Below are 17,098 nucleotides of genomic sequence, written 5' to 3'. Positions count from 1 at the left end.
GGCTTATTCTCCCCGCAGCGTCTGGATCATGTAGTTGACGTCGACGTCGGACGCCAGCTTGTAGTGCTTGGTCAGCGGGTTGTAGGTCAGGCCTGTAATGTCCTTGACCTGAAGTCCGGCATCCCGGCTCCACGCGCCCAACTCGGAAGGGCGAATGAATTTCTTGAAGTCGTGGGTGCCCCGCGGCAGCAGGTTCATGATGTATTCGGCGCCAATGATGGCGAACAGGTAAGCCTTCGGGTTGCGGTTGATGGTGGAGAAAAACACCTGGCCGCCCGGTTTGACCATCCGGTAACAGGCGCGAATGACCGAAGAGGGGTCTGGCACATGCTCAAGCATCTCCAGGCAGGTGACGACATCGAACTGCTCGGGCATTTCTTCGGCCAGGGCCTCGGCGGTGATCTGCCGATACTCAACGCTGACGCCGGACTCCAGCTGGTGCAATTGGGCGACTGCCAACGGCGCTTCGCCCATGTCGATGCCGGTCACGGTGGCGCCGCGCAGGGCCATGGCCTCGCTCAGAATGCCGCCGCCGCAGCCGACGTCCAGCACTTTTTTGCCGGCCAGATTGACGCGCTCGTCGATCCAGTTGACCCGTAGCGGGTTGATGTCGTGAAGCGGCTTGAATTCACTGTTGCGATCCCACCAGCGATGGGCCAGGGCCTCGAATTTGGCGATTTCGGCGTGGTCGACGTTGCTCATGTGGTTTCCTCTAAAACTGAATTCGGGGTCCGGCACGGTATCTGACCGTGGCCGTGCTCAATGGGTCAGGCTTTGGCTTCAGCGATGCGCTTGCCCCAGGCATTGGCGGTGCGGGTCAGCGCTTCTTCGTCCATGCGGGTCAGGCGCTTGTCCTGCAGCAAGGGCTTGCCGGCCACCCACACGTGGGTAACGCAATCGCGACCCGTCGCGTAAATAAGTTGTGAGACCGGATCGTAAACCGGTTGTTGCGCAAGGCCCGAGAGGTCGAACGCGACCATGTCGGCGGCTTTGCCGATTTGCAGCGAGCCGGTATGGCCGTCGATCCCCATGGCCCGAGCACCGTTGAGCGTGGCCATGCGCAGGGCGCGGTGCGCGTCCAGCGCAGTCGCTGACCCGGCAACCGCTTTGGCCAGCAGCGCGGCGGTGCGGGTCTCGCCAAGCAGGTCAAGGTCGTTGTTGCTGGCTGCGCCGTCGGTGCCGATGGCCACATTGACGCCGGCCTGCCACAGACGCTCAACAGGGCAGAAACCGCTGGCCAGCTTCAGGTTGGATTCGGGGCAGTGGATGATGCTGGAATTACTCTCGACCAGCATCGCGAGGTCGTCATCGCTGATCTGCGTCATGTGGACCGCCTGGAAGCGTGGACCCAGTAGTCCCAAACGTTGCAGGCGGGCGAGGGGGCGTTCCTGACGTTGCTGAACGGCGTCGTGGACCTCGAATGCGGTCTCGTGGACGTGCATCTGAATCATCGCGTCCAGCTCATCGGCGATGACCCGGATTTTTTCGAGGTTTTCATCGCTGACCGTATAAGGGGCATGCGGGCCCAAGGCGATTTTGATGCGATCGTGATGCGCCAGGTCGTTGAAAAGCTCGATGCCGATGTGCAGGGATTCGTCGCAATTGCGCGCGCCCGGAATCGGGAAGTCCAGCACCGGCACGGTTATTTGCGCGCGCATCCCGCTGTTGTGCACGCGCTCGCAGGCGACCTTGGGGAAAAAGTACATGTCCGAGAAGCACGTAATGCCGCCCTTAAGCTGCTCGGCAATGGCCAGGTCGGTGCCGTCGCGCACAAAGTCTTCGTTGACCCACTTGGCTTCAGCCGGCCAGATATGGTCCTGTAGCCAGGTCATCAACGGTAAATCGTCCGCCAGGCCGCGGAACAGCGTCATTGCTGCATGACCGTGCGCGTTGATCAAGCCGGGGCTGAGGAGCATGCCGGGTAGCTCGCGCACTTCCAGGGTCGGCTGGCGCAAGGCCTCGGCGCGCGGGCCGATGTAAACGATCAGGCCATCGCGAATGCCGATGCCGTGCTGCTGCAACACGACGCCGGCGGGTTCGACCGGCACCAGCCAGTCCGGCAGCAAGAGCAGGTCAAGCGGGGCAGCGGAATGAGGCATGAGCGGGCATCCAATGGCTTATTACGGGGACGGCGAAGTATACCCGAGCGTCTTCCCGGGCGGCTCGCTATAATCGGCGGCTTTTTAAGAGCTTCGGGCGCACGGGCAGCGTGGTTCGTTCAAAAATTCATCATGTGGGGTGTGCAATGCGCGATCGGTTACTGGCTGCGGAGAAGGTAAAGGCCATCGATTGGCGGGACGGCACCTTGTACCTGCTGGATCAGCGGGTCTTGCCCTTCGAGGAAACCTGGCACCCTTACACCAGCGCCGAGGGCGTGGCCGAGGCTATTCGCACGATGGTTGTGCGCGGCGCGCCGGCCATTGGCATCAGTGCCGCCTACGGCATTGTCCTGGCAGTCATTGATCGCCTCGCCGAGGGCGACAATTGGCAAATGGCGCTGGAAGAAGACTTCGAGCTACTGGCCAACTCCCGGCCCACGGCGGTCAATCTGTTCTGGGCATTGAATCGCATGCGTGAACGCCTGTACCGCATCAAGGACCATGAAGATCCGCGCAAGATCATGGAGGCGGAAGCGGTGGCCATTCACTTGAGCGACCGCGAAGCCAACCTGACCATGGCGCAACTGGGTGCCGAACTGATCCGCAAGCACCAGGGCAACCTGCAGACGGTGCTGACTCATTGCAACACCGGGGCGCTGGCGACCGGCGGATTCGGCACGGCGCTGGGGGTCATTCGCGCGGCTCATCTTGAAGGCATGATCGAGCGTGTTTACGCCGACGAGACCCGCCCATGGCTGCAGGGCTCCCGGTTGACCGCATGGGAACTGGTCAACGAAGGCATTCCGGTCACGCTCAACGCGGACTCTGCGGCGGCGCACTTGATGAAAACCAAGGGCATCACCTGGGTCATCGTCGGGGCTGACCGAATCACCGCCAACGGCGACGTCGCCAACAAGATCGGCACCTATCAACTGGCAGTGGCGGCCATGCACCATGGCGTGCGGTTCATGGTGGTGGCGCCGAGCTCCACCATCGACATGAACCTGGCCAGCGGCGACGACATTCCCATCGAAGAGCGCGACGGGCGCGAGTTGCTCGAAGTGGGCGGCAAGCGCGTGGGCGCGGACGTCGATGCGTTCAACCCGGTGTTTGACGTGACGCCCGCCGATCTCATCGACGCCATCGTTACCGAGAAGGGCATCGTCGAGCGTCCCGACACCGCCAAAATGGCGTTGTTGATGTGCCGTAAACGCCTGCATTGATCACCTTGTCGCCGGTAATGCCGTTCATCGTCACACCCGCTATCGGGCCCTGTGAGCGCGTCTCAGCCGTCTGCTGCAAAAATGGTGTGTCTGTGGCGCCTGCAAACAGTTCGTGCCTGACGGCGATTGTGGTACCATCCGGCGCTTTCCAGAGGACCGTCCAGCGGTCCCTGTGACTGCTCACATTCATGGCATAACTCGCTGATTTGTCATAAGTCGCTGCATGACAATCGTCGGCAGCGGCAAGCCTCGTTTATCCCGTATGGCTGACGAGGTTTCACCAGAAAAAGGAATCAGGCTTCTCATGGGCGAACTGGCCAAAGAAATCCTCCCGGTCAATATCGAAGACGAGCTGAAGCAGTCCTACCTCGACTACGCGATGAGCGTCATCGTCGGACGAGCTCTCCCCGATGCGCGCGACGGCTTGAAGCCCGTGCACCGGCGGGTACTGTTCGCGATGAGCGAACTGGGTAACGACTGGAACAAGCCGTACAAGAAATCCGCCCGTGTGGTCGGTGACGTCATCGGTAAGTACCACCCGCACGGTGACACTGCGGTCTACGACACCATCGTTCGTATGGCCCAGCCGTTTTCCCTGCGCTACCTGCTGGTAGACGGCCAGGGCAACTTCGGCTCGGTAGACGGCGACAACGCCGCTGCCATGCGATACACCGAAGTGCGCATGACCAAGCTGGCCCATGAGCTGCTGGCCGACCTGCACAAGGAAACCGTGGACTGGGTGCCGAACTATGACGGCACCGAACAGATCCCCGCGGTCATGCCGACCCGTATTCCCAATCTGCTGGTCAATGGCTCAAGCGGTATCGCCGTCGGCATGGCGACCAACATCCCGCCCCACAACCTCGGTGAAGTCATCGACGGCTGTCTGGCGCTGATCGACAACGGCGACCTCACCGTCGACGAGTTGATGCAATACATCCCCGGTCCCGACTTTCCTACCGCCGCCATCATCAATGGCCGTGCCGGCATCGTCGAGGCCTACAAGACTGGCCGAGGCCGCATCTACATGCGCGCCCGTTCGATTGTCGAAGACATCGACAAGGTCGGTGGCCGCCAGCAGATCGTTATCACCGAACTGCCGTACCAGCTGAACAAGGCGCGTCTGATCGAGAAGATCGCCGAGCTGGTCAAAGAGAAGAAGCTTGAAGGCATCACTGAACTGCGCGACGAGTCCGACAAGGACGGCATGCGCGTGGTCATCGAGCTGCGTCGTGGTGAAGTGCCTGAGGTCATCCTCAACAACCTGTACGCCCAGACCCAGCTGCAAAGCGTTTTCGGCATCAACATTGTTGCGCTGATCGACGGCCGTCCACGCATCCTGAACCTCAAGGACCTGCTGGAAGCCTTCATCCGTCACCGTCGCGAAGTCGTCACCCGTCGCACGGTGTTCGAACTGCGCAAGGCCCGCGAGCGCGGTCACATCCTTGAAGGTCAGGCGGTTGCCCTGTCCAACATCGACCCGGTCATCGCTCTCATCAAAGCCTCGCCGACCCCGGCCGAGGCTAAAGAAGGTCTGATAAGCACGCCGTGGGAATCCAGCGCCGTGGTCGAGATGGTCGAGCGCGCAGGCGCCGAATCGTCCCGCCCGGAGAACCTCGATCCCAAGTACGGCATGCGTGATGGCAAGTATTTCCTGTCGCCGGAACAGGCGCAGGCGATTCTTGAATTGCGTCTGCACCGCTTGACCGGCCTGGAACACGAGAAGCTGCTGACCGAGTACCAGGAAATCCTGACTCAGATCGGCGAGCTGCTGCGCATCCTCAACAGCGCTACCCGCCTGATGGAAGTCATCCGCGAAGAACTCGAACTGATCCGTGCCGAGTACGGCGACGTGCGCCGCACCGAGATCCTCGATGCGCGCCTGGACCTGACCCTCGGCGACATGATCCCCGAAGAAGAACGCGTCGTGACCATCTCCCACGGTGGCTACGCCAAGACTCAACCGCTGGCCGTCTATCAGGCCCAGCGTCGCGGCGGCAAAGGCAAATCGGCGACCGGCGTCAAGGATGAGGACTACATCGCTCACCTGTTGGTCGCCAACAGCCACACCACGCTGCTGATGTTCTCCAGCAAAGGCAAGGTGTACTGGCTCAAGACCTACGAGATCCCGGAAGCCTCCCGCGCTGCCCGTGGTCGTCCGCTGGTCAACCTGTTGCCGTTGAGCGAAGGCGAATACATCACCACCATGTTGCCGGTCGATCTTGAAGCCATGCGCAAGCGGGCTGACGAAGAAGAAGCCGAGGGCGTGGACGTCGAGGCTGAAGATCTCGAGAACAGCAACGAGACCGAAGAAGAGCGCAAGGCGCGTATCAAAGCCGCCGACAAGAAGAAGGCCCCGTTCATCTTCATGTCGACCGCCAACGGTACCGTCAAGAAGACCCCGCTGGTAGCGTTCAGCCGTCAGCGCAGCGTCGGCCTGATTGCCCTTGAGCTGGACGAAGGCGACATCCTGATTTCTGCCGCCGTCACCGATGGCGAGCAGGAAATCATGCTGTTCTCCGACGGCGGCAAAGTGACCCGCTTCAAGGAATCCGAAGTGCGCGCCATGGGCCGTACGGCCCGCGGTGTACGCGGTATGCGACTGCCGGAAGGGCAGAAGCTGATTTCCATGTTGATCCCGGAGCAGGGCAGCCAGATTCTGACCGCGTCCGAGCGTGGCTATGGCAAGCGCACCGCGATCACCGAGTTCCCTGAATACAAGCGTGGCGGGCAGGGCGTCATCGCCATGGTCAGCAACGAGCGTAACGGCCGTCTGGTCGGCGCCGTTCAAGTGCAGGAAGGCGAAGAGATCATGCTGATCTCCGACCAGGGCACGCTGGTGCGTACCCGCGTCGGTGAAGTTTCGAGCCTGGGCCGTAACACCCAGGGCGTAACTTTGATCAAACTGGCCAAGGACGAGAAACTGGTCGGGTTGGAACGTGTGCAGGAGCCATCGGAAATCGAAGGCGAAGAGCTGGAAGGTGAAGTGTTCGAAGGCGAAGAAGCCGATGACGCGGTCATCGGCGCCGTTGATACCGACGAGTCCGCCGACGACCTGCCAGCGGATACCGCCGCCGACGAAGAAGAGCCTCAGCAGTAACGTTCAAACGGGGGGCTGGTGACAGCCCCTCTTTCTGAACGCTGACCAAAGCGACGGTCAACGTTCCGGTCACAAAGAGGCTTCACTCAGAGCCTCAGTGCATCCCCCGCATTTCACCCGTTCCAAATTAAACCCGTGACACGACGAGAGTGGATATGAGCAAGCGAGCCTTTAACTTCTGCGCAGGTCCTGCCGCGCTCCCTGAAGCCGTTCTGCTGCGTGCCCAGGCCGAACTTCTTGACTGGCATGGCAAAGGCCTGTCCGTCATGGAAATGAGCCATCGCAGCGACGAGTTCGTCTCCATCGCCACTAAGGCGGAGCAGGATTTGCGCGATCTGCTGGCGATCCCCTCCCACTATAAAGTGCTGTTTCTTCAAGGCGGCGCCAGTCAGCAGTTTGCTCAGGTTCCACTGAACCTGCTGCCCGAAAACGGCACGGCCGATTACATCGAAACCGGTATCTGGTCTCAGAAGGCGGTTGAAGAGGCATCCCGTTACGGCAACATCAATGTGGCCGCCAGCGCCAAGGCTCATGATTACTTCGCCATTCCCGACCAGAGTGAGTGGAAGCTGTCCAGGGACGCTGCCTATGTTCATTACGTCTCCAATGAAACCATCGGCGGTCTGCAATTCAACGGGATTCCCGACACCGGCAACGTCCCTCTGGTGGCTGACATGTCTTCGGACATTCTCTCCCGCCCGGTCGACGTGTCGCGCTTCGGGATGATCTTCGCCGGGGCGCAGAAGAACATCGGCCCGAGTGGCATTGTTGTGGCGATCATCCGCGAGGACCTGCTGGGTCGCGCACGTTCGCTGTGCCCGACGATGCTCAACTACAAGGTAGCGGCCGACAACGGCTCCATGTACAACACGCCGCCCACGCTGGCGTGGTACCTGTCCGGCCTGGTCTTCGAGTGGCTGAAGGAGCAGGGCGGCGTGGAGGCAATGGCCAAGCGCAACGACATCAAGCAGCGCACGCTGTACGACTTCATCGACGCCAGCGGCTTGTACAGCAACCCGATCAATCCGTCGGACCGCTCGTGGATGAACGTGCCGTTCCGTCTGGCCGATGACCGCCTCGACAAGCCTTTCCTGGCAGGCGCCGAAGCACGGAATCTGTTGAACCTCAAGGGTCACCGTTCGGTCGGCGGCATGCGCGCCTCTATCTACAACGCCATCGACATCGCGGCGGTCAATGCACTGACTGCGTACATGGCAGAGTTCGAGAAGGAACACGGCTAATGTCTGAACAAGAGCTCAAGGCGCTGCGGGTTCGCATCGACAGCCTGGACGAGAAAGTGCTGGAGCTGATCAGCGAGCGCGCTCGCTGTGCCCAGGAAGTTGCCCGGGTCAAGATGGCCAATCTGGCCGCTGGAGAAGAGCCGGTGTTTTATCGCCCCGAGCGTGAAGCAGCGGTGCTCAAACGTGTGATGGAGCGCAACCGCGGTCCGTTGAGCAATGAAGAAATGGCGCGGCTGTTTCGCGAGATCATGTCTTCGTGCCTGGCGTTGGAACAGCCGCTCAAGATCGCCTATCTCGGTCCTGAGGGCACCTTCACCCAGGCTGCTGCGCTGAAGCACTTTGGCCATGCCGTCATCAGCAAGCCGATGGCGGCCATTGATGAAGTGTTCCGTGAAGTGGTCGCCGGCGCGGTCAACTTTGGTGTGGTCCCGGTGGAAAACTCCACCGAAGGTGCGGTTAACCACACCCTGGACAGCTTCCTCGAGCATGACATGGTCATCTGCGGCGAGGTCGAGCTGCGCATCCACCATCACCTGCTGGTCGGCGAGAACACCAAAACCGACAGCATCAGCCGTATTTATTCCCATGCACAGTCGCTGGCGCAATGCCGCAAGTGGCTGGACGCGCACTACCCGAACGTCGAGCGCATCGCTGTTGCCAGCAATGCCGAGGCGGCCAAGCGGGTCAAGGGCGAATGGAACTCGGCAGCCATCGCCGGTGACATGGCCGCAGGCCTCTATGGTCTGACCCGCATTGCCGAGAAGATCGAGGACCGCCCGGACAACTCCACGCGCTTCCTCATGATCGGCAATCAGGAAGTGCCGCCCACTGGCGATGACAAAACATCGATCATTGTGTCGATGAGCAACAAGCCGGGTGCCCTGCATGAATTGCTGGTGCCGTTCCATCAGAACGGCATTGACCTCACGCGCATCGAGACGCGTCCGTCGCGAAGCGGTAAATGGACCTACGTGTTTTTCATCGACTTCGTCGGGCACTATCGCGACCCGTTGATCAAGGCCGTGCTTGAGGAGATCAGCCAGGAAGCCGTGGCGCTCAAGGTGCTGGGTTCGTATCCCAAGGCTGTGCTTTGATTCAGCGTTCGACCCCGCGCAGCGTGTCTTGATGACCGGCTGCGCGGACGCTTCTCGTCAAGATCAGAAAAGGTATAGCGGTACATGAGCGGCGACTTCCTCGCGCTGGCACAGCCCGGCGTGCAAAAATTATCGCCTTACGTTCCCGGCAAACCGGTGGACGAGCTGGCGCGTGAGCTGGGCATTGATCCGGCGCGCATCATCAAGCTTGCGAGCAACGAAAACCCGTCGGGCCCAGGCCCCAACGTGCTGAAGGCGCTCAACGACGCGCTGGCGGAACTGACTCGCTACCCCGACGGCAACGGTTTCGAGCTCAAGCAGCGGCTGTCGCAGGCTTGCGGCGTGAACGCTGAGCAAGTGACGCTGGGCAACGGCTCCAACGACATTCTCGAAATCGTTGCCCGAGCCTATCTGGCGCCGGGCTTCAATGCGGTATTCAGCGAGCATGCGTTTGCCATCTACCCGATCGTCACTCAGGCCGTAGGTGCCCGTGCCCATGTAGCGAAGGCCAGAAATTGGGGGCACGATTTGCCCGCCATGCTGGCTTTGATCGACAGCCATACGCGGGTGGTCTTCATTGCCAATCCGAACAATCCCACCGGTACCTGGTTCGGCGCGGATGCGTTGGCCGACTTCCTGGCGCAAGTGCCGAAGAACGTCCTTGTGGTTCTGGACGAGGCTTATATCGAGTATGCCGAAGGTACCGACCTACCGGACGGGCTCGACTTCCTGAACGACTACCCGAATCTGCTGGTGTCGCGCACGTTTTCCAAAGCCTATGGCCTGGCCTCTTTGCGTGTTGGCTACGCGCTGTCGTCACCTGTCGTGGCCGATGTGTTGAATCGCGTGCGTCAGCCGTTCAACGTCAACAGCCTCGCGCTCGCCGCTGCCTGCGCTGCGCTGGATGACACCGACTATGTTGCGCAGAGCCGCCGCTCGAACGCGTCCGGCATGCAGCAGATGGAAGCGGGTCTGCGCCGGATCGGCCTGGGCTGGATTCCTTCCCGCGCCAACTTCATTGCCGTGGACCTGGGGCAGGAAGCCGCGCCGGTGTACGAAGCCTTGCTGCGCGAAGGTGTGATCGTTCGTCCCGTCGGTGGTTACGGAATGCCGAATCACTTGCGGGTGAGCATCGGTTTGCCGGCTGAAAACGAACGTTTCCTTGAGGCGCTGAGCAAGGTTCTGGGGCGTGGTTGATATCATGCCGTTGCAAACCGCGACGCCCGTGATAGGCCGTCTTGTGGTGGTTGGTCTCGGCCTGATCGGGGGTTCGTTCGCCAAAGGCTTGAAAGAAAGTGGCCTTTGCCGTGAGGTGGTCGGCGTTGATCTTGACCCTCAATCGCGCAAGCTGGCTGTTGAGCTGGGCGTAGTCGACCGCTGCGAAGTCAATATTGCCGCCGCTTGTGTAGGTGCTGACGTTATCCAGCTCGCCGTTCCTATCCTGGCAATGGAGAAGCTCCTCGGCGTACTGGCTGGCCTGGAGCTGGGCGACGCTGTGCTGACGGACGTCGGCAGCGCCAAGGGCAATGTCGTACGCGCCGCCCGTGGGGCGTTTGGCGTGATGCCGGCGCGCTTTGTGCCCGGCCACCCGATCGCGGGCTCCGAGCAGAGCGGGGTGGAAGCCTCCAACGCTCAGTTGTTCAAGCGCCACAAAGTAATCCTCACACCCCTGGCCGATACCGATCCGTTGGCGTTGTCGCTGGTCCACAGAATGTGGTCAGCGCTGGGTGCGGACGTTGAGCACATGCAGGTCGAACGGCACGATGAAGTCCTCGCGGCGACCAGTCATCTGCCGCATTTGCTGGCGTTTGGGCTGGTGGATTCGCTGGCCAAGCGCAACGAGAACCTCGATATTTTCCGTTACGCAGCCGGTGGCTTCCGCGATTTCACCCGCATTGCCGGGAGCGACCCGGTCATGTGGCACGACATCTTCCTGGCCAATCGCGAAGCTGTGCTGCGCACGCTTGATACCTTCCGCAGCGACCTTGATGCGCTGCGGGATGCCGTAGACGCGGGCGATGGTCATCAATTGCTGGGCGTATTTACGCGTGCGCGGGTGGCCAGAGAGCATTTTGGCAAGATTCTCGAACGCCGGGCTTATGTCGAGCCGGCAGCGCCCGCCGACCTGACTTTTGTCGCCCGGCCGGGCGGCGCGGTGTGCGGGCGGGTTCGCGTGCCCGGTGACAAGTCCATTTCCCACCGCGCGATCATGCTGGGCTCGCTCGCCTCGGGGACGACGGTCGTCGAAGGCGTTCTCGAAAACGAAGACGCGCTGGCGACGGTGCAGGCGTTCCGTGACATGGGCGTGGTCATCGAAGGTCCCCAGCAAGGCCGCCTCACGATTCACGGCGTAGGCCTTGATGGCCTGCAACCCGCGCCGGGCCCCATCTACCTCGGCAACTCGGGAACGTCGATGCGTTTGCTGTGCGGCCTACTGGCTGGGCAGCGTTTTGACAGCCAGCTGACCGGCGATGCCTCGCTGTCCCGGCGCTCGATGGAGCGGGTCATCGAGCCGCTGCGTCGGATGGGCGCCGTGATCGAAACGGCAGAAAACGGTCGGCCGCCCTTGACCCTCCGCGGCGGGCATTCGCTGACAGCGATCCGCTATGACATGCCGCTGCCGAGTGCTCAGGTGAAATCCGCGTTGCTGCTGGCCGGTCTTTATGCCGAGGGCACAACAGTGGTGCACGAGCCGGCGCCCACCCGAGACCACACCGAGCGCATGCTGCAAGGATTCGGCCGCCTGATTTCAGCCGAAGACGATAGTGTGTCGGTCCGGCCGGGGAGAGCGCTTACGCCGTCGCGCATCGAAGTCCCTGCCGACCTCTCTTCAGCAGCGTTTTTTCTGGTGGCGGCCTCCATTGCCCCGGGTTCCGAGTTGCTTCTTGAAGGCGTGGGCGTCAATCCGACGCGCACGGGGGTGATTGATGTTCTGCGCCTGATGGGGGCGGACATCACGCTGCAAAACCCGCGAGAAGCTGGCGCGGAGCCGGTAGCCGATCTCCACGTGCGCCATGCGCCTCTCAAGGGCATCACCATTCCCCAGGGGCTGGTGCCGTTGGCCACTGACGATTTCCCCGCCATCTTTATTGCTGCAGCCTGTGCCGAAGGACGAACGGTGCTGCGTGGCGCTCAGGCGTTGCGCGCCAGTGAGTCCGACCGGATCAGGATCATGGCCGACGGTCTGGCAACGTTAGGCATTGCTGTCGAAGTCACCGCAGATGGCATCATTATTGATGGTGGGGCCATGGGCGGTGGTGAAATCAATGCCCAGGCTGACCCGCGCATTGCCATGGCATTCAGTATCGCGTCGCTGCGTGCGGCCAGCCCGATCCACATTCAGGGCTGCGTCGCTGTGGCGACTTCTTTTCCCAGTTTCCTGACGCTCTGTGCGCAGGTGGGTATTCGTGTAACGCAAGAGGGGCAATCGTGAAAGTTCAAGCTCCGGTCATTACGATCGACGGACCCAGCGGTTCCGGGAAGGGCACGGTGGCCGGCAAGCTGGCCAAACGTCTGGGGTGGTCGCTGCTGGATTCTGGCGCGCTGTATCGGCTGCTGGCTTTTGCCGCCGTCAATCATCGCGTCGACCTGACCAATGAAGAAGCGCTGAAGCTGCTCGCGGCGCATCTGGACGTGCAGTTCATGGCGTCAACCGACGACCATGGTCAGCGCATTATTCTGGAGGGCGAGGATGTAACCCTGGCCATCCGCAACGAGCAGGTCGGCAGCGGTGCATCGAAAGTCGCCTCGCTGCCAGCCGTGCGCGAAGCATTGCTGCAGCGTCAGCGGGCCTTTCAGGAGTTCCCCGGCCTGATAGCCGACGGACGGGACATGGGCACAGTGGTCTTCCCTGCCGCGCCCCTGAAGGTATTTCTGACCGCCAGCGTCGAAGAGCGTGCCCGCCGGCGATATTTGCAGTTGAAGGCCAAGGGGGACGATGTTAGTCTGCCGAGTCTGCTAGATGAGATCCGTGTCCGTGACGAGCGCGACACCCAGCGAGCGGTAGCCCCGCTAAAGCCGGCGCATGACGCCATTCAGCTGGATTCCACCGAATTATCCATCGAGCAGGTGTTGGAACGCATCCTGAGCGAAGTCGCACTCCGCGATCTCGCCGGATGACCAGAGAGCCATGTGGGAGACCAGTCATAGTCCCGCAGGCTTTCTTTCATATGAACGAAACCCACGTTGTCTGGAGCGTGGCAGATGGGCGTTTTCTTCGCCCTTATCAACAGGAATTAAAATGAGCGAAAGCTTTGCTGAACTTTTCGAAGAAAGCCTAAAGACCCTTAACCTTCAGGCCGGTTCGATCATCACCGCGATCATCGTCGATATCGATTACCAGGCTGGTTGGGTCACCGTTCACGCTGGTCTGAAGTCCGAAGGCCTCATCCCGCTGGAGCAGTTCCACAACGATGCTGGCGAGCTGACCATCAAGATTGGCGATGAAGTCCACGTTGCGCTGGACGCGGTCGAAGACGGCTTTGGCGAAACCAAGCTGTCCCGCGAAAAAGCCAAGCGTGCAGAGTGCTGGATCGTTCTGGAAGCGGCTTTCGCAGCTGAAGAAGTGGTCAAGGGCGTTATCAACGGTAAGGTTAAAGGCGGCTTCACAGTCGACGTTAACGGCATCCGTGCGTTCCTGCCAGGTTCTCTGGTTGACGTCCGTCCAGTGCGCGACACCACGCATCTGGAAGGCAAAGAGCTGGAATTCAAGGTCATCAAGCTGGACCAGAAGCGCAACAACGTTGTCGTTTCCCGTCGCAGTGTCCTGGAAGCCGAAAACAGCGCCGAGCGCGAAGCTCTGCTGGAATCGCTGCAGGAAGGCCAACAGGTCAAGGGTATCGTCAAGAACCTCACCGATTACGGCGCATTCGTCGATCTGGGTGGCGTCGATGGCCTGCTGCACATCACCGACATGGCCTGGAAGCGCATCAAGCATCCATCTGAAATCGTCAACGTTGGCGACGAGATCGATGTCAAGGTCCTGAAGTACGATCGCGAGCGCAATCGTGTTTCCCTGGGTCTGAAGCAACTGGGCGAAGACCCATGGGTTGCTATCAAGGCGCGTTACCCGGAAGGCACTCGTGTCACCGCTCGCGTTACCAACCTGACCGACTACGGCTGCTTCGCAGAGCTGGAAGAAGGCGTGGAAGGCCTGGTACACGTTTCCGAAATGGACTGGACCAACAAGAACATCCACCCTTCGAAAGTCGTTCAGGTTGGCGATGAAGTGGAAGTCATGGTTCTGGACATCGACGAAGAGCGTCGTCGTATCTCCCTGGGCATCAAGCAGTGCAAATCTAACCCGTGGGAAGATTTCTCTGGCCAGTTCAACAAGGGCGACAAGATCTCCGGCACCATCAAGTCGATTACCGATTTCGGTATCTTCATTGGTCTGGACGGCGGCATCGACGGCCTGGTTCACCTGTCCGACATCTCCTGGAACGAAGTGGGCGAAGAAGCCGTACGTCGTTTCAAGAAGGGCGACGAGCTTGACACCGTGATCCTGTCGGTTGATCCAGAGCGTGAGCGCATCTCGCTGGGTATCAAGCAGCTGGAAAGCGATCCGTTCTCCGAGTACGTCACTGTCAATGACAAAGGCGCTATCGTCCGCGGTATCGTTAAAGAAGTTGACGCCAAAGGCGCCATCATCACTCTGGCCGACGACATCGAAGCGACCCTCAAAGCTTCCGAAATCAGCCGTGACCGCGTTGAAGACGCGCGTAACGTTCTGAAAGAAGGCGAAGAGATCGAAGCCAAGATCATCAGCGTTGACCGCAAGAGCCGCGTGATCAGCTTGTCCATCAAGTCGAAAGACGTTGAAGACGAGAAAGAAGCGATTCAGAGCCTGCGTAGCAAGCCTGAAGCCGCTGAAAGCACTGGTCCTACCACTCTGGGTGACCTGCTGCGTGCTCAAATGGAAAAGCAGAACTAAGTTCTGTCTGACCATTCAAAAAGGGCGACTTCGGTCGCCCTTTTTTGTGGGCGGATGGTTTTGCTTTCTGGCTGCGCAGTGTCCGCTAACGGTGGACGCACAGCCTCAAGTCTTGCCTCGCACCTCGGTTGATGAGGGATTCAGTAGGTTGCCTCTCAAGTTCTTCGAATCGGACTCATTTAACTCTGGACACAGACTGTTCAAATGTCTCAGGTCATGCTAAAACCTTCAAAGCGCTTTACCTAGCTGCTTGAAAAAGAAGGGAAAAATATGACGAAGTCGGAGTTGATCGAACGAATTGTCACCCATCAAGGACTGCTCTCATCCAAAGATGTGGAGTTGGCCATCAAGACCATGCTTGAGCAGATGTCGCAGTGCCTTGCGACGGGCGACCGTATTGAAATACGCGGCTTCGGCAGCTTTTCCCTTCACTATCGCGCACCCCGCGTGGGTCGCAATCCCAAGACAGGACAATCCGTCAGCCTTGACGGCAAGTTCGTCCCGCACTTCAAGCCAGGTAAAGAGCTCCGTGACCGGGTGAACGAAGAAGAGGAGCATGAGCTCCAATAGCTCTTTGAGGAGTTCTCATGCGAAACCTTAAACGCCTGATCTTTATTATCATCGCCCTGTTGATCGCAGCGGCGATTGTCGTATTTGTGCTTGAAAACCAGCAAAGCTTCGCTCTGGTATTTTTCGGCTGGAATGCGCCGGAGTTGCCCGTTGCAGTGCCGGTGATCTTCGCGTTGTTGGTGGGGATGATGATCGGCCCGCTTTTGGTTTCAGTCGCGCGTCTGCGCAAGAAGCCCAAGGCGTCACGTTTACCCTGATAGAATCGGTGCGCGCGGCTGTCACGGCTCGCGCCAAAGATAATTACAAGCGCCTCTATAACTAATCTTCTTTTTCAATGCCTAACCCACGCCTCAAGCTGTCAGGCGCGAGGGTTGCGTGCAGTTCGCCATTGAGCTGCTTTTACTGAACAGAGGAACCTTCGGGTTTTTTTCGTCGCATAGGTATCTACACATGAGTTCGGACTTTCCTGCTATTGAGACTCGCTGCTTCAAGGCCTACGACATCCGGGGTCAGGTGCCCAATGATCTGGATGACGACATTGCGTACCGCATCGGGCGGTCCATGGTCGTTGAGCTGGGTGCCAAAAATATCGTGGTGGGCCGAGACATGCGTCTCGAAAGCCCGGCGTTGGCTCAGGCCTTGATCAAAGGGATCCAGGAAGCTGGCGCAGATGTCATTGACATCGGCCTGTGTGGGACCGAGGAAGTGTATTTCGCGACAAGCCACTACGCCGCAGACGGCGGTGTGATGGTTACCGCCAGTCATAACCCGAAGGGTTATAACGGCATGAAGCTTGTGCAGAAATCGTCCCGTCCCATCAGCGGTGATACCGGCCTGGATGCCATTCGCCAGCGCGTTGATGCAGGCGATTTCGGTCAGGCTGCAGCTCAGCACGGTAGTGTCCAGTCCAAGCCGGATAAAACCGCTTACATCGAGCACCTGCTGACCTATGTCAAAGGCGCCGAGCTTCGTCCGTTGAAAATTCTCGCCGATCCGGGCAACGGTGCAGTGGGTCCTGCGCTGGACGCTATCCGCGCCCAGCTGCCGTTCGAATGGGTGATCATCAACGCGGAACCGGATGGCAACTTCCCGAACGGCGTACCCAACCCGCTGCTGCCGGAAAATCGCAGCATCACCCGCGACGCGCTGCTCAAGCACGGTTGCGATCTGGGTCTGGCCTGGGACGGTGACTTCGACCGCTGCTTCTTCTTTGACGAACAGGGTCGTTTCGTAGAGGGCTATTACCTGGTTGGCTTGCTGGCCGAGATGCTGCTCAAGCAACATCCGGGTTCGAAGATCATCCACGATCCGCGACTGACCTGGAACACGATTGACCAGGTCGAGCAAGCGGGCGGTACGCCAGTGCTGTGCAAAACCGGTCACGCGTTCATCAAGGAGCGCATGCGCCTGGAAGACGCTGTCTACGGTGGCGAGATGAGTGCACACCATTACTTCCGCGATTTCGCGTACTGCGACAGCGGCATGATCCCTTGGCTGTTGGTCGCTGCGTTGATGTCGGTATCCGGCAAGAAGTTCTCGCAGCTGGTTGACGAGCGCATGGCGGCTTACCCGTGCAGCGGCGAAATCAACTACAAGGTCGACGACGTCAAAACCGTCATCGCCAAGATCCTCGATCATTACTCCCCGTCCTGCTCGAACATCGACAAGACCGACGGCATCAGCCTTGAATTCGCCGAGTGGCGTTTCAACCTGCGCGGTTCGAACACCGAGCCTTTGCTGCGCCTGAACGTCGAAAGCCGTCGTGACCCAGGCCTTGTCGAAGCCAAGGTCAAAGAAATCGAAGCATTGCTCGCCAGCAAGTGATACATCGGTCCAACG

General features: G+C 60.0%; 13 protein-coding genes. 11 read left to right on the top strand and 2 right to left on the bottom strand.

Annotated elements, in window-relative coordinates; translation table 11 throughout:
- Window positions 1–3 precede the first annotated feature (3 nt).
- Together ubiG and LT42_RS09710 are read right to left on the bottom strand one after the other, a co-directional pair.
- Entirely contained in the window at window positions 4–702 is a 699-nt protein-coding gene (gene ubiG / locus LT42_RS09715) for a bifunctional 2-polyprenyl-6-hydroxyphenol methylase/3-demethylubiquinol 3-O-methyltransferase UbiG (protein WP_037011916.1), read from the bottom strand.
- A 65-nt stretch (window positions 703–767) separates the two neighbouring features.
- Window positions 768–2,099, bottom strand: coding sequence for a TRZ/ATZ family hydrolase (locus tag LT42_RS09710; protein ID WP_037011914.1), 1,332 nt, complete (start codon window positions 2,097–2,099; stop codon window positions 768–770).
- A gap of 146 nt (window positions 2,100–2,245) precedes the next feature.
- On the opposite strand from LT42_RS09710, the gene mtnA reads away from it, so the two are divergent.
- The 11 genes from mtnA (at window position 2,246) to LT42_RS09655 (ending at window position 17,083) form a co-directional block, all read left to right on the top strand.
- Window positions 2,246–3,322 carry an S-methyl-5-thioribose-1-phosphate isomerase gene (gene mtnA / locus LT42_RS09705; RefSeq protein WP_037011912.1) on the top strand — a complete coding sequence of 359 codons (1,077 nt, stop codon included), beginning with the start codon at window positions 2,246–2,248 and terminating at the stop codon, window positions 3,320–3,322.
- A gap of 304 nt (window positions 3,323–3,626) precedes the next feature.
- Window positions 3,627–6,422 carry a DNA gyrase subunit A gene (gyrA, locus tag LT42_RS09700; RefSeq protein ID WP_037011911.1) on the top strand — a complete coding sequence of 932 codons (2,796 nt, stop codon included), beginning with the start codon at window positions 3,627–3,629 and terminating at the stop codon, window positions 6,420–6,422.
- 155 nt (window positions 6,423–6,577) lie between these two features.
- Window positions 6,578–7,663 carry a 3-phosphoserine/phosphohydroxythreonine transaminase gene (gene serC / locus LT42_RS09695; protein ID WP_037011910.1) on the top strand — a complete coding sequence of 362 codons (1,086 nt, stop codon included), beginning with the start codon at window positions 6,578–6,580 and terminating at the stop codon, window positions 7,661–7,663.
- Complete coding sequence (gene pheA, locus LT42_RS09690) at window positions 7,663–8,757, top strand: prephenate dehydratase (protein WP_037011909.1); 1,095 nt, start codon at window positions 7,663–7,665, stop codon at window positions 8,755–8,757. Before serC ends, pheA begins: the two co-directional genes overlap by 1 nt.
- 84 nt (window positions 8,758–8,841) lie before the next feature.
- Window positions 8,842–9,954 carry a histidinol-phosphate transaminase gene (gene hisC, locus LT42_RS09685; protein WP_037011907.1) on the top strand — a complete coding sequence of 371 codons (1,113 nt, stop codon included), beginning with the start codon at window positions 8,842–8,844 and terminating at the stop codon, window positions 9,952–9,954.
- Entirely contained in the window at window positions 9,947–12,190 is a 2,244-nt protein-coding gene (locus LT42_RS09680) for a bifunctional prephenate dehydrogenase/3-phosphoshikimate 1-carboxyvinyltransferase (RefSeq protein WP_037011905.1), read from the top strand. The genes hisC and LT42_RS09680 overlap by 8 nt, the downstream gene beginning before the upstream one ends.
- The gene (gene cmk / locus LT42_RS09675; protein WP_037011904.1) at window positions 12,187–12,876 is read left to right on the top strand and encodes a (d)CMP kinase; all 690 of its coding nucleotides are present in this window, start codon (window positions 12,187–12,189) and stop codon (window positions 12,874–12,876) included. The genes LT42_RS09680 and cmk overlap by 4 nt, the downstream gene beginning before the upstream one ends.
- A gap of 121 nt (window positions 12,877–12,997) precedes the next feature.
- Complete coding sequence (gene rpsA, locus LT42_RS09670) at window positions 12,998–14,689, top strand: 30S ribosomal protein S1 (RefSeq protein ID WP_037011903.1); 1,692 nt, start codon at window positions 12,998–13,000, stop codon at window positions 14,687–14,689.
- A gap of 270 nt (window positions 14,690–14,959) precedes the next feature.
- Window positions 14,960–15,259, top strand: coding sequence for an integration host factor subunit beta (gene ihfB / locus LT42_RS09665; protein ID WP_037011901.1), 300 nt, complete (start codon window positions 14,960–14,962; stop codon window positions 15,257–15,259).
- 17 nt (window positions 15,260–15,276) lie between these two features.
- A complete protein-coding gene (locus LT42_RS09660) occupies window positions 15,277–15,516 on the top strand; it encodes a lipopolysaccharide assembly protein LapA domain-containing protein (protein ID WP_037011899.1) in 240 nt (79 codons plus the stop codon).
- 193 nt (window positions 15,517–15,709) lie between these two features.
- Window positions 15,710–17,083 carry a phosphohexomutase domain-containing protein gene (locus LT42_RS09655; RefSeq protein ID WP_037011897.1) on the top strand — a complete coding sequence of 458 codons (1,374 nt, stop codon included), beginning with the start codon at window positions 15,710–15,712 and terminating at the stop codon, window positions 17,081–17,083.
- The last annotated feature ends 15 nt before the right edge of the window (window positions 17,084–17,098 follow it).

This window comes from Pseudomonas lutea, assembly GCF_000759445.1.
GTDB lineage: Bacteria > Pseudomonadota > Gammaproteobacteria > Pseudomonadales > Pseudomonadaceae > Aquipseudomonas > Aquipseudomonas lutea.
This window is presented reverse-complemented; position numbering and strand designations above follow the sequence as displayed.